The following is a 12,218-nucleotide window of genomic DNA, read 5'->3' on the forward strand; positions in this document are numbered from 1 at the left end:
GCCACCCACCCAGCAAGATCCACCACACGGCGATCATCACCGCCGAACGACCGTCAGCCTCTCACGACACGCCGAAACCGCCGTTGCAGTACTAGAAGACACCGCGACCAGCAGCTTCAACGGTGCGCGGCTTCATTGAGGGAGTAGGTGGGTCTCGCCGAGCCCGGAGACGATGGCTACTAACCGGCAGGATGGAGCCTCGCGGGCTCAGGGCCGGACCCGTGACGGGGCCAGGGGAGTACACGGGCGCTGGCACCCCGTGTATACCCGGTTTACAGCACCGTGCACGGCGCTCCGCACCGATGCGCCTCCCACCGCGAAATGCGATAGGAGATCGAAAGGGCTGTGACCAGCGCAGATGCCTCGTAAATCGAGCGGCGCACTCGTCTCGTGGCCCGAACTGCCCAGGTGAAGGTGGTTCTCAGCCAGTCGAAACCCTGCTGACCAGCAGGTTCACCGCGGCCTGGTTGGATGTCAGCGCGCCCGTGGTGGGGCTCGACCGGCTTTCCACCGCGGTCTCCCTCTGCAGGATCGAGGCTTGAGCACCCGCATCACGGGCTCCGCCCCGATCCGTCCGAGGAACGGAGTGCATAACCGCGCCGTCGGTGATGATTGCCCCTGGTCGGACTGGTCAGCACGTGCGGTTGTGGGGGAGTGGGTGCCCTCGCCGTCCAGTCCCTGGGCAGGCATGCCCGCGTTGGGATCGAGCGCGGCGCTCGCGAGCAGAGCCTTCCGTCCTGCGGTGGGGACGGAGGTGCCACCGGCGACCCGAACCCAGTTCCTGGTGAGGGAAGCGGCGCAGACATGCCAGCTCATGCTCCGAGACAGCATCGCTGAAGTGCCCCTCTGGTCAAGCACCGTGCCGTCTGCGGTGTGCTCTAGTGGCCGGATCGGATAGCCACCGTAGTCGTGTAGGAGCAGACTTGGCTCGGGCGCAGCCTTACCGGGCTGGAGCAGGCCGCCGCGGGTGTAAACCGGGTATACACCGCCAGCTCATCAGGCAAGCTCAGAGCCTACCGAGCTGCAGACCATCGAGCCGTATCCCGGCCGATGCCACCAGGGGCCGGCGGGCGGAACACCGAGGTGTCGTACGGGCTTAGATCGCTGGTACGCGCGAACGGCATGTTGATCGGCTCGCGCGCGTACGCGTGCGTCGCGTGAGGCGTGGGCATGCAACCTGCCACCCAGGGAAATTTCGAAGGCCTGCGCCGCCCCGCATTCCGGCGAACCTGCTCCACAGTCGGCTGCCGCGAACAGGTCTTCCCGCCTCTCGGATAGCGAGAGCAGCCCCCCAGCAACTGCTCTCCAAGCGGCCTGGGCTGTGCGATCGTCGGTCTCGTGCACATGACGCAGTGGTCCGAAGACGCCCAGCGCTGGCACTGGCGTGCGCTCGGCCAGGACGACGTCTGGCGCTCCGGCGCGGCGCCTTCCCAGGAGCTGGCCGAGGCTGATGCCCGGATGGCCGCGCAGGCGCGGGCCGGCGAGCCAGATCGTCGAGCCTTTGCACCCTGGCGAACACACCGGTGGTCGCGCCGCGAGCAGCGGATGGTGGCGAACGTGCGGCCGCGGTTCCCCCGGCTGGCGAGGCCGCCCGAGGACTAGGCGTACCAGGCTGGCGTCTGGACCTCGCCCGGACGAGGCCACCTGTCGCTTCTGGGGCGGGTTGGCCCAGCGACTTCAGTACGCCGGAGCTGCCCGCACGAATGCGGCGCCCCAGGCACGCTACGGCGACGTCGATGGCCGGGGTCCTTCCCCGCCCCAGGTGGGTAGCTCGTACGGCTCATGTTCGCTGCGCCGCGACCCCACGTGGGGCGACCCGGTGGGAGGTAGAGCTCCCGGCTGGCCCGCGTGTGAGCACGACTAGTTGCGAGGCAAACGCTCCACTGCCCGCTCAGCCGGACTGGCGATACCTCCGCCCGCGGCGGAAATTTCCTGGTCGCGGCCATGTCGGTCATGGTTGCTGTACACGCGATGCACGCGTGCGCGTGCGAGGCGGGAAATTTCGCGGTCTCCTGGGCCGGCGTCCTGCTCCGACGGCCCCGGCCGATCGGCCGTCGTGGAGACGGATAGGGAACTGCGTTCGCGCTGTGCCGGGGAGCCGGGCGGATGCGGGCACTCCCGAAGAGCAGGCCTTCACAGCGCAGCTGGGTCTCAGCGCCCATTGCCCAGCCCGACTAGTCGCGCTTAGTCTGCAAAGCGCTAGGATCGCGGCTTGATGGAAGGTGGAACCTCATGAGCATGACGCTGCTCGCCGGGACGAGGGAGTGCCGCAACGGCAACTGTCCGACGGCGTGGCTGACCGAGCACGGCACGGTGATCGTGCAGGGCTACGTCATGGACTCCCGGATCGTGCGGGTCCCCCGCGACCTGATCGAGCGCGCTGCGCGCGAGCTCGAGATGCACGACGCGCGGGCCGCCGCTGCAGTACCTGCCCCCCGTTCGAGCGCGCTACGCGCGTGCGGGGACTGGGTCGAGGTCTCCGGCACGCCCACCACGCTTGTGTGCCCCGACGGCGAGCGGGCTCACGAAGTTCCAGCCCAGGCCGTCTTGGCGGCGGCGAACGAGTCGACGAGGGAGGCCGTATGACCCCCGAGGACCTCAACGAGCTGTACCTGACCTATCAGGAGTCGGCGTTCCGGCTCGAGTGCCGCGACGTCTACGCCATCCCGGGGGAGGACCCCGACTTCGACGCTTTCCTCGCGGGCAAGACTTTCCCCGCCCGCACTGTCGATGACGACGACTGGCTGGCCAACGTCCACGCTCAGGTCGGCCGCGGCAAGTACTTCGGCCGCGTGCGCCTGCTCGGACACCCGGTCACCGACTACACCCGATTCCAGCTGCTCTGCTACCCGCGGGAGAACCTCCCGGCCGGCGAGGAGGTCCGGATCCTGGACCGGCTCTGGCTGCCCACCGGCAGCGACGACTGGACCCACCAGGACTTCTGGATGTTCGACGAGCGAATCGTCGTGTTGCAGCACTTCGACGACGAGGGCCACTTCCTCGGCGTCTCCCAGGCCACCGACCCCGCCCCGTACATCGCCATCCGTCGGCGTGCGGTCGAGCTGTCCGTGCCCTTCGACCAGTACCGGCTGGTCCCGACCCCGCGATCGGGCGCCGAGACCCCTGAGCGCGCTGCGAGCTAATCACTCTTGACCAACGCCGAGATTCACCCTCAGCACCAGCGCCTGGCGGCCCGCCTGAAAGCACTCCGCCAGGCCGCTGGGCTGTCGGCGGCTGCGCTCGGGCAGCCCTTCGGCTGGTCGCAGAGCAAGACCTCCAAGATGGAGAACGGCCAGTCTGCGCTGGTCATCGCCGACATCGAACGGTGGCTCGACGCGGTCCGCGCCGACGACGACGAACGCACCGAGGTGCTCAGCCTGGCCCGAGAGACCGGCACCCGAGTCCGGCCATGGCGCAACTCCGACCGTCCCGACGGGGCCACCCAGCAGCAGGCCCGTGGCCATCGCGACGCCGAAACCAGCGGAATCGGGGTCTACCAGTCGGAGGTGGTCCCCGGTCTGCTGCAGACCCCCGACTACGCCCGCCGGCTACTCGAGGTGCACAGCCTGCTGCCCGCAGACGAGATCCCTGCCGCAGTCCTGGCCCGCCTTAACCGCCAGACCGTCCTGTTCGACGAGAGCAAGCAGTTCGACCTGGTCATCACCGAAACGGCACTGCGGTGGCGCCCAGGCCCGCTCTCGGTGACCTTCGCCCAGCTCGACCGGATCGCCCTGCTGGCGGGGCAACCGAACGTCCGGATCGGGGTGCTCTCCCGCGAGACGCAGGAACGCTGCGAAGCGCGACCCCTGCACTCCTTCGTCCTGCTCCGCTATGCCGACGCCCCAGCGACCGTCGAGATCGAGACCCTGACTGCCGAGCAGGAGGTCACCGAGCCGGCCGACGTCGCGCTCTACGAGCAGTTCCTGCACGAGCAGCAGGAACTCGCCGAACACGGCCCCGCCCTGCTGGCGCTGCTCGATCACATTCGTGAGGACCTGCGACACCGCCAGGCTGCCACCAACGACGGTTAGTCACATCTAGTCGCGCTACTCGTGGTGCGTTTGCGCTGGTCGTGGGCACTTCGCGTGCGCTTGTGTGGGCGGATCGAAAATCAGGACTAGACTCCCGACTAGTCGCCGACTAACCTGGGATGCAGAGAGGCCCCGGTGGCTGCCACCACCGAGGCCTCAGAGCGGACAACCAACGATCCCCTGCATGAGGAAGTAAGGCGCCCATGAAGACCGTACCCACGTCCGTCGGGCTGGTCGCGGACCGTGAGCCGCAGATGGCTTGCACCGCCCCCGACGTCGACATCGAGTTGTTCTTCCCCGTCGGGACCAGCGGGCCTGCCCTATTGCAGACCGCCGAGGCCAAGGCGATCTGCTGGAGCTGCCCGATCCTCAAGTCCTGCCGCACCGCTGCCCTGGAGCGGCCCGACCTCTACCGCCACGGCGTCTTCGGCGGCCTCAGCGAGGACGAGCGCCGAGCGATCCTCCGTCGTGCCGGTCAGCGTCGGGAGCCGACCCGATGAGCGCCCCGACCACGAACGGGCACCGCGCCCACGAGCCGGTTACCTGGTCGACCAGCCTCGACCCGGTCGAACCGGTGACCACGCCCGAGTCGCCCCTCGACCTCGTCGAGCCGACCTCGGCTGACCAGGTCGAGGCTCTGGCTCGCGAGGTCGAGGAAGCCCGGGGCCTGGTGGAGCTGCAGGACGACCCCGCGCTGCAGGAGGCACTCTCCCGGCGCGAACGTCAGCTCGAACGCCGTGTCACCGAGCAGATCCGGCGCGCCCGCCGGAAGGAACGCCGCCGCACCGCACTCGCCGAGGTCGCCGGTACCCGCCGCGACCGGCAGGAATCCCGCTGGGTCGAGCGGGCCCGAGCCAGCAAGGACCGTCTGCTCGACCCGAACCGACGGCTGGCCGCGACCTACCGGCGCTACCTCGGGTTGTCCGCCATTCCGCCGACACTGATCGCTTTCGGTGTCGTGTTCATGTCCGCTACCACCCACGACGGAGTCGTCGGCGTGGACGGGCCCTGGTGGGGCTACGTCCTCGAACCGATGGCATCGCTCCTGCTGGTCGTCAGCCTGATCATCGGATTCACCGCGGTCCAGAACAACCGCGAGATTCCGCGCGGGCTCTACATCCTCGACGCCGGGCTGGCCCTGGCCTCCCTGTTCCTCGTCGTCGTCCCCTGGGGCCTGCGCTACGGGTTCGACCTCGGCTCCACCTTCGCCCACGTCCTGCCGTCCCTGCTGGTCGTGGCCGCCGTCGTGGTCCAGCACCTGCTGCACTCGGTGTTCCGACCCATCTTTGCCGAGCTCTACGAGGAGCTGCAGCCCTCCCGGCTCAGCGACCAGACCTCCGACACCGTCGTGCTCTACGAGCGCACGAGGCGTGCCATCGCCGCCGACGAGATTCCGCTCTCGGCCGCGGGGTCCCCGTCGCGGGAGGCCATCCGCAAGAAGTTCGGTGTCGGCAAGGTCCGCTCGCAGCTGGCCGGCGACGCCTACGAGCTGGTCCAGCGGTCCATCGACCCGCGGTAGCCCCTCCGGGATGCGGCCAACGTCCCCGCGGAGCCACCGCTGCTGATCCTCCCCTCGGCGTCGCCCTTCCGGCGCCGAGGGGAGGGCCCTCCCGAGCACACAGGAGCGCACACCATGTCCGATCTGATCACCATCACGCTGGTCACCGGTACCGAGCGCCACGAGTCCACTGAGCCGGTCGAAGCCGCCACCGAGGATCCCCACCAGGTGTGGGCCCAGGTGCTGGACTACGCCGCGCGAGTCGGGCTCGACAGCCACTCCTATCTCGCCGAGATCGCCCTCGCTGAGACCGGCCTTCCGATCTACGAGCTGAGGTGCCTGTGATGGCCGGCCGCCGCCGCAGCGCCGCGGCCGCCGATGGGGCCGAGCTGGCGCCGACGACGCGCCGCTCCCGACCCGACCGGCGCCGAGCCGCACTCGCCACTCGCTACGCCATCGCCACCACCGACTCCGAGCGTCTCCAGTGCGCGTTCGACTACTTCCGGGGCGCTGCGAGCCGACGCCACCCCCGTCCTGAGCGCGCCGCCGAGCTCATCACCGCCGTCACCAACCGGCTGATCGAGGCCGGCGACCAGCTGCTGCGCATGCAGGCCCAAGAACCCACCCGCCCGAGGAGGAAGGACGCCGCATGAGCAACACCGTCACCGTCGCCCCCGCGCCTTCCGAGGCCGACGCCACCACCCTTGAGCCGGAGGGGACCGAGGTCGCAGAGACCACACAGACCACCGACACCCCAAGCGCCCCCCGGCAGGAGCGTGCCGGTTGGGCCGAGCGGCCCAGTCGCCGCGCGGTGGTCCTGCACACTGCGGTGAGCGCCATGCGCGAGCTGCGCTTCGTCGACGAGCGTCCGGCGAGCCTGTGGGACAGCCTCAGCCTCGCCAAACGCGGCGCCTGGACCACCAGCCAGGACGGCGCACTGCGTCACCTCGCTGTCGCGCACTTCTGGATCCTGCAGGCCCCTGTCATCACCGTCGGCGCACTGCTGGTCTGGGCCGGCCGCACCCCGGGGCGCCTCTGGACCGTGCTGCCGCTGCTGATGACCCTCGCGACCGCCATCCATCAGATCCCGGCCGTCGGCCTGCTCATCCCGGACTTCCTGACCTGGCCGTACTGGCCGCCCCTGAGCTGGTTCAACCGAGGAGACACACCATGAACGCTGCCTACGCCGGCACCGGCATCATCGCCGCGCTCGCCCTGATGTTCGGCCTCTGGCTCTATTACCACAAGAACATGGCCAAGGTGCAGATCCTGCTCTTCTGGCTCGCCGGCATCGGGATAGGTGGCCTGGTCGGTGTCCTCATCAATCGCGCCTTCGACGTGGCCTCCAACGCGACCTCCCTGGCGACCCGGCTGCTCGGCTTCGGTGGCGCGATCATCCTCGCCGGACTCGCCGTCCTGCTCACCGTCGAAGTCGTGGTCAAGGGAATGCTTCCCAAGACCGCGAAGCCGAACCGAGCCCACCCGTGGCTTGCCCTCGTGGCGCCGACGATCGGCCTCGCCAGCGGCGTCCCGTTCCTGGCCGGGCTTTACAACCTGATCGCCACGGGAATGGGCAACGCCGGAGCCGTTGCCCAGCAGTGGTTCGTGGGGTGATCGGCGATGGAGACCATCCTGCTGATCTCGCTCATCACGTGGGGACTGACCCGCTACGCCGGCACCGAACTCATCGCCACCGCACGCGGCACCGAACCTCCACGCCTGCGCGACCGCCAGCGCCGCGCCGAACGTGCACACGAACGCCGGATGGCCCGCGAGAACCGCCGCACGGGCCCCACCGTCGGCGATGCCATCGCCCAGCGGGTTGCTGACCGCATCGCCCATCCCCGCGGCCCCCGCGAGGCCGGACCGGCCCGCAAGGCAATGGGGGAGTGGTGGAACGACGCATGGGGCTACGCCACCGAGCGCCGCCACCAGCGCCACCAGCGCCACGCCGACGGAGACCTGCTCCGCCAGCGCCTCGCCCGCAAGCTGCGCGACCGCTTCGGCCATCCCCGCGACAACCAGTGGCGCCCGCGCCCGCGGACCCAGGAACCCGGCCGCCGGAGCGAACCGAGCGAGCCCGTGATCATCGACGTCGAGCCGACCACCGACCAGCCCGAGCGCACCGAACCCACACCGGACTCGCCCGCCGACGGACCGGCCACGCCGAACGCGCCGGTCGAAGAGGAGGAAGAGGACCAGACACCTCCCGAGGACCCCCCACAGAAGCCTGACCACGAATCAACACCTCCCACATCAGACACGGATCCGAACCCCGCGGCGGACCACCAGCCGACAGCCACGGTCCACCCCATCCGAAAGGACACCCCGATGACCGGCGCCAACCCGAACCTGACCAGCGGCGAAACCCTCGACCCCGGCAGCGCACACCACTTCTGCACCCAGATGCAGAACGTCGGCCAGCGCCTGCTCAACGAGATCGAGCAGTCGATCGCGTCGCTGAGCCAGGCCGGAGTAAGCGGTGAGCCCATCCGGCTGCTCGAGCAGATGCGCGAGAACGCCAGCCTGTTCGCCACCTCGGCAGGCGAGGCGAGTAGCCACTTCGCCCGCCACCTCAACACCCAGGACCAGGTGCTCAACGACGACACCCTCGCCGGGACCGTCAACGGCACCTACATGGGCACCCGCTCCTAACCCCGACAGCCCCGCCCCCAGAACCGGCACCGCGCCGGTCGCTGGGCACCCGCGTCGCGGCGGAGCGGTGGCACTCCCACAAGCACGCAGAACGGCCAGAAGGGACCTGCGCGATGGCCCGGCAACAGAGCGACGCGACCGGAGAGAACCTCTCTCCTGAGACCCTCGTGCGCGCTCTTCAGCGGCTGGCCGAGGAGAACACAACCCCTGCTGCAGCGTCCACACAGGTAGCTCCCCGCCCTGCCACCGCGCTGCGCAAGGAGACCCCACGTCAGGCCGCACTCAGCGCCCACCACGACCACATCCGTACCGAAAGCGCAGCCCGCCGCACTCCGTACCTGGCCACCGCGACCACCGCCGGAGCGGGCTACCTCGGTTGGGGACTGACCGAGCTCGTGGGACTCGCCACCGGACCAGCGGGCGAGCTGGCCGCAACGACCGGCATCGGCCTGGCCTCCGCCGGTCTACTCGCCGGTGCCCGTGCCCTCCTACACAGCCGCATCCCGGCCTTCTGGCGCCGCCAGTCCTGGGCCGGGGCCGCCGGGGCCACGGCCTGGATCACCACTGCCTCCGCCATCGGTCCCGCCAACTGGACCATGACCGCCCTGCTCGCCGGCGGCGCCGCCGCGACCTGGGCCGCCTGGATGAAGGAGCACGCCATCCCCGACGTCGACGCCAGCACCCCACAGCTGCCTGCGGCCGACGAGACCGCAGACAGCGACTACGGCGACACCCTCGCCCAGCGATGGGCCGAGAACGTCAGCCCCCGGGGCAAGTCACTACCCGGATCGATGCTCACCGACCGCGTCGAGCTGGCCCGGGCTGTGCGCTGGACCGTTCGCACCCCGGCCGGGGACCTGTCGTTCGACGAGATCCTCGGGCGCCGCGGCCGAATCGCCGGAGCACTGCACGTCTCGGCGAAGAACGTGATGCTCGAACCCCACGACGACAACGAAGGCTGGGCCTACCTGACCGTCACCGTCCGCGACCTGCTGTCCGGGGGCATCCCGTACCAGGGCCCGCGCTACGACGCCGGCGTCATCCCACTCGGTCCGTTCGCCGATGGCGAGGGGGAGATGGCCTTCTACGCCGCAGAGGACATCGGTGTCCGCAACGGCCTGGTCACCGGCGAACCCGGGTCCGGCAAGTCGGCATGCCTCGAGGCGATCGGGCTCGGCCTCAAGCACAGCGCTGCGTGGCACCTGTTCTTCGGCGACGGAGACCCCGACGGCGGTTCCAGCCCCGTACTCAACGACATCAGCGACTGGGCCGAGGCCGGCCCGCAAGGCGTGTTGGCCCAGCTCGAGGCGATCGAAGCTGCGCTGAATATCCGCAGCCTGCTCAAGTCCACCCTGACCGAGGGCCCCGACGGCACCCCGGTACCGATCAGCGACCCCGACCAGCAGGGCCCGCTGCGCAAGCTGCTGCCCAGCCCGGCAGTGCCCGGCCTGATGTGGATCATCGACGAGCTGCAGCGCCTCAGCACCGACCCTGGGCTCATCGCCCAGGACTTCATCCCTCGACTCGAACGCGTGGTCCGCATCGGCCGCAAGTACGGCGTCGCGGTCGTCGTGGGGACGCAGTCGCTGCTCGCGGGTGACTACGGCAACTCCACCGTGCTGCGCAGCTATCTCGCCGCGCGCAACCTGCTGGCCTTCCGGAACCAGAACCGCAGCGAGAACTCGACGATCGGCGGCATGGCCGTGGCGCCAGCCTCGCTACCGGCAGGCGGGGGCTACTGCTTCGCCATCGCGGCCGGTCGACTCTCGATGGGGCGCGTCGCCTGGGCCAAGGACCTGGGGGAATGGTCCCGCGAACTTCCGCAGACCCCGCTCGACGAGCACACCGCGCTGGCCGTGCTCGACCACCAGCCCGAGGCGGAACAGAGTCCGGCCGCCCGCTACGCCGCCCAAGTCGAGAAGCTGCAGACCTGGCGACGTCAGAAGGAGCGCGGCGAGCCCACCGACACCCCGGACACGACCACGGCGCCCACGGTGCTGCCCGGATTCATGCAGGATTTGGAGATCCCCAAGGCTCTCGGAGCCGAGAACGTCGTGCCCCTACGCCCGCGCTCCACCGACACAGCGCGACCCGACGGGTCCGGAGAGCCAGCGACAGCGCCGGACATCGAGGCACTTCCGAACAGCCAGCAAGCCGTGTTCCACGCCCTGCAAGCCGGCCACCGCCGCACCGGCGAGATCGTCACAGCCACCGGGCTAAAGGCCCCCGCCGTGTCCAAGGCGCTCGCCGCGCTCGCCGACCTCGAACTCGCCCACAAGATCGCCCACGGCCAGTGGGAGCCCACCGACGACACCGCCCAGACCGGCTGACAGCCGAAACCAGCACTAGCTAAAGAGATCCGTACCTAGTACCGTACCGAATGCAGACGTTGCCCGAACATGAGACGGCCCGGGCGCTCACCTTCCACAGATCCCGCCCGGGCCGCTCCGACCGCATGATCGGAGTACCAAGTGTCCCAGCTACTCACCGACGTCCGGCACGACGGTCACCCCGCGATCACCATCCTCCTGGCGCGACGAGAGCCGAACCTGCTCGTTCCCGGCGACCTCAACGAGACGCTGATCGCGACCCTGGAGGAGATCGCCCGTCCTCGTGAGGCACGAAACGAGGAATGGCGTGACCGAGGCACCTGCGCCGAGGTCGACCCGGAGCTCTTCTTCCCCGAGAAGGGCGGATCGGCGCGCGAGGCCAAGAAGGTCTGCGCATCCTGCGAGGTCCGAGCCGAGTGTCTCGAATACGCGCTCGCCGCCGACGAGCGATACGGAATCTGGGGCGGCCTCGCCGCGCAAGAGCGACGGCCACTGCGGCGCGGGCGAACGGTGGTTACGCGATGAGCAGCGTCCAGCCCACCAGCAGCCCCCGCAAGGCAGACGTAACCGCACGGCTCGACGCCAACCTGCTCAGCATGCACCTCTCCGACGGCGTTCAGTCCGTCCCACTGCGGGCCCAGCTGGACTACCACCAGGACCGCGCCTTCGAGATCGCCGTGACCTTCGAGGGTTCGCAGACGCCCGCGGTGACCTGGACGATCGGCCGAGACCAGCTCGCCCTCGGACTGACCAGCAGCACCGTCGAAACGACTGACGACCTTCAGCACGATGCCGCCGACATCGCGATCCACACCTACGCGCTGCCTGGCGGGTGCTGGACACTGATCACTCTCGCGCCCCCGACGGCCGCCGCGGTCGAGATCGGTATCCCGACCCACGACCTGATCCAGTTCGTCGCCGACACCGAAGACGTCGTCGCGATGGGAGCCGAACGTGACCCGGTCACGGAGGCAGACCACCGAAAGCTGCTTGCCTCGCCCGACACCTACGGCGACACCACCAACGGAATCGCGACGTGATCCGCGCGGGCCTCGGCCTGGCCGGCACTGGCTGGCTGCTCTACCAGTGGGGCGCCACACAGATCGGCGGCTGGACGCTGGTGACCGGCCTCGCGCTCGTGGCCCTGGCCTTCAAGCTCCGCACCTGGGTCCACTACAAGACGGTCACCGTCAAGACCGAAGGAGGGCACGGGCCGCGCTACACGGCCGAGCACGAGATCGGACACCGCAAGACCGCCCAGCACTACGGCGTGCCGGTCGGAGAGACCTGGATCGCCAAGGACGGATCGGGAAACACGAAGGTCTACATCCCGCGCGACGCAGACCCGAACCTGGCGGGTGCGATCGCCGACGGCGGACGCCAAGCCGAAGGGGTGGGCCGCGACCACTACGGCTGCCGTAGCGACCAGCGCACCGTGCGAGCCGCGATCCGACGCGGAGGCGACCGCAAGACCATCGAGCGAATGGCGGCCGATGCGCTCCGCGGCGGGCTCGGCCGCGACGTCGACCGACTGATGAACCGCGGTCGGCTGTGAACGACGTGACGACCAGCGCCCGACGTGATCCGCCGCGGCACCACCAGCTGATCACTTAGAGATAGTTTCAGAATGAGCTCGGCGTGTCTGCTGTAGACACTCGCTGGGCTGCGGCAGAGTCGCTCGACATGGCTGCCGATCTTGTTCCT

Annotated in this window: 15 protein-coding genes; all 15 read left to right on the forward strand. The window is 69.5% G+C overall.

What is annotated here, in order from left to right; all coding sequences use genetic code 11:
• Positions 1–1,338: 1,338 nt before the first annotated feature.
• Positions 1,339–1,602 carry a hypothetical protein gene (locus BM093_RS32820; protein WP_093356741.1) on the forward strand — a complete coding sequence of 88 codons (264 nt, stop codon included), beginning with the start codon at positions 1,339–1,341 and terminating at the stop codon, positions 1,600–1,602.
• A 630-nt stretch (positions 1,603–2,232) separates the two neighbouring features.
• Complete coding sequence (locus tag BM093_RS32825; protein ID WP_093356743.1) at positions 2,233–2,586, forward strand: hypothetical protein; 354 nt, start codon at positions 2,233–2,235, stop codon at positions 2,584–2,586.
• On the forward strand, positions 2,583–3,143 hold the full coding sequence (locus BM093_RS32830) for a DUF6879 family protein (RefSeq protein ID WP_093356745.1): 561 nt from the start codon (positions 2,583–2,585) through the stop codon (positions 3,141–3,143). The genes BM093_RS32825 and BM093_RS32830 overlap by 4 nt, the downstream gene beginning before the upstream one ends.
• 6 nt (positions 3,144–3,149) lie before the next feature.
• A complete protein-coding gene (locus tag BM093_RS32835; protein WP_093356748.1) occupies positions 3,150–4,031 on the forward strand; it encodes a helix-turn-helix domain-containing protein in 882 nt (293 codons plus the stop codon).
• Between the two features lie 254 nt (positions 4,032–4,285).
• A complete protein-coding gene (locus tag BM093_RS32840) occupies positions 4,286–4,531 on the forward strand; it encodes a WhiB family transcriptional regulator (RefSeq protein WP_093356781.1) in 246 nt (81 codons plus the stop codon).
• Positions 4,528–5,550 (forward strand): hypothetical protein, encoded by a 1,023-nt coding sequence (locus tag BM093_RS32845; RefSeq protein ID WP_093356750.1) that lies wholly within the window; start codon positions 4,528–4,530, stop codon positions 5,548–5,550. The genes BM093_RS32840 and BM093_RS32845 overlap by 4 nt, the downstream gene beginning before the upstream one ends.
• A 114-nt stretch (positions 5,551–5,664) precedes the next feature.
• On the forward strand, positions 5,665–5,874 hold the full coding sequence (locus BM093_RS32850) for a hypothetical protein (RefSeq protein ID WP_093356753.1): 210 nt from the start codon (positions 5,665–5,667) through the stop codon (positions 5,872–5,874).
• A complete protein-coding gene (locus tag BM093_RS32855) occupies positions 5,874–6,182 on the forward strand; it encodes a hypothetical protein (protein ID WP_093356757.1) in 309 nt (102 codons plus the stop codon). The genes BM093_RS32850 and BM093_RS32855 overlap by 1 nt, the downstream gene beginning before the upstream one ends.
• Entirely contained in the window at positions 6,179–6,703 is a 525-nt protein-coding gene (locus BM093_RS32860; protein WP_093356760.1) for a hypothetical protein, read from the forward strand. The genes BM093_RS32855 and BM093_RS32860 overlap by 4 nt, the downstream gene beginning before the upstream one ends.
• Entirely contained in the window at positions 6,700–7,143 is a 444-nt protein-coding gene (locus BM093_RS32865; RefSeq protein WP_093356763.1) for a hypothetical protein, read from the forward strand. Before BM093_RS32860 ends, BM093_RS32865 begins: the two co-directional genes overlap by 4 nt.
• 6 nt (positions 7,144–7,149) lie before the next feature.
• Positions 7,150–8,184, forward strand: coding sequence for a hypothetical protein (locus BM093_RS32870; RefSeq protein WP_093356766.1), 1,035 nt, complete (start codon positions 7,150–7,152; stop codon positions 8,182–8,184).
• Between the two features lie 113 nt (positions 8,185–8,297).
• On the forward strand, positions 8,298–10,514 hold the full coding sequence (locus tag BM093_RS32875; RefSeq protein WP_143105672.1) for an ATP-binding protein: 2,217 nt from the start codon (positions 8,298–8,300) through the stop codon (positions 10,512–10,514).
• Positions 10,515–10,766: 252 nt separating this feature from the next.
• Positions 10,767–11,039: a WhiB family transcriptional regulator gene (locus tag BM093_RS32880; RefSeq protein ID WP_425439222.1), complete on the forward strand. Its 273-nt coding sequence runs from the start codon at positions 10,767–10,769 to the stop codon at positions 11,037–11,039.
• Complete coding sequence (locus BM093_RS32885) at positions 11,036–11,554, forward strand: SsgA family sporulation/cell division regulator (protein WP_093356775.1); 519 nt, start codon at positions 11,036–11,038, stop codon at positions 11,552–11,554. The genes BM093_RS32880 and BM093_RS32885 overlap by 4 nt, the downstream gene beginning before the upstream one ends.
• The gene (locus tag BM093_RS32890) at positions 11,551–12,069 is read left to right on the forward strand and encodes a hypothetical protein (protein WP_093356779.1); all 519 of its coding nucleotides are present in this window, start codon (positions 11,551–11,553) and stop codon (positions 12,067–12,069) included. The genes BM093_RS32885 and BM093_RS32890 overlap by 4 nt, the downstream gene beginning before the upstream one ends.
• Positions 12,070–12,218 lie beyond the last annotated feature (149 nt).

It is taken from the genome of Pseudonocardia ammonioxydans (assembly GCF_900115005.1).
In the GTDB taxonomy this organism is placed as follows: Bacteria; Actinomycetota; Actinomycetes; order Mycobacteriales; family Pseudonocardiaceae; genus Pseudonocardia; species Pseudonocardia ammonioxydans.

Coding starts and splice junctions, on each gene's coding strand:
- BM093_RS32825 (WP_093356743.1), top strand. CDS start 2,233: ATGAGCATGACGCTGCTCGCCGGGACGAGGGAGTGCCGCAACGGCAAC.
- BM093_RS32830 (WP_093356745.1), top strand. CDS start 2,583: ATGACCCCCGAGGACCTCAACGAGCTGTACCTGACCTATCAGGAGTCG.
- BM093_RS32840 (WP_093356781.1), top strand. CDS start 4,286: ATGGCTTGCACCGCCCCCGACGTCGACATCGAGTTGTTCTTCCCCGTC.
- BM093_RS32845 (WP_093356750.1), top strand. CDS start 4,528: ATGAGCGCCCCGACCACGAACGGGCACCGCGCCCACGAGCCGGTTACC.
- BM093_RS32850 (WP_093356753.1), top strand. CDS start 5,665: ATGTCCGATCTGATCACCATCACGCTGGTCACCGGTACCGAGCGCCAC.
- BM093_RS32855 (WP_093356757.1), top strand. CDS start 5,874: ATGGCCGGCCGCCGCCGCAGCGCCGCGGCCGCCGATGGGGCCGAGCTG.
- BM093_RS32860 (WP_093356760.1), top strand. CDS start 6,179: ATGAGCAACACCGTCACCGTCGCCCCCGCGCCTTCCGAGGCCGACGCC.
- BM093_RS32865 (WP_093356763.1), top strand. CDS start 6,700: ATGAACGCTGCCTACGCCGGCACCGGCATCATCGCCGCGCTCGCCCTG.
- BM093_RS32870 (WP_093356766.1), top strand. CDS start 7,150: ATGGAGACCATCCTGCTGATCTCGCTCATCACGTGGGGACTGACCCGC.
- BM093_RS32875 (WP_143105672.1), top strand. CDS start 8,298: ATGGCCCGGCAACAGAGCGACGCGACCGGAGAGAACCTCTCTCCTGAG.
- BM093_RS32885 (WP_093356775.1), top strand. CDS start 11,036: ATGAGCAGCGTCCAGCCCACCAGCAGCCCCCGCAAGGCAGACGTAACC.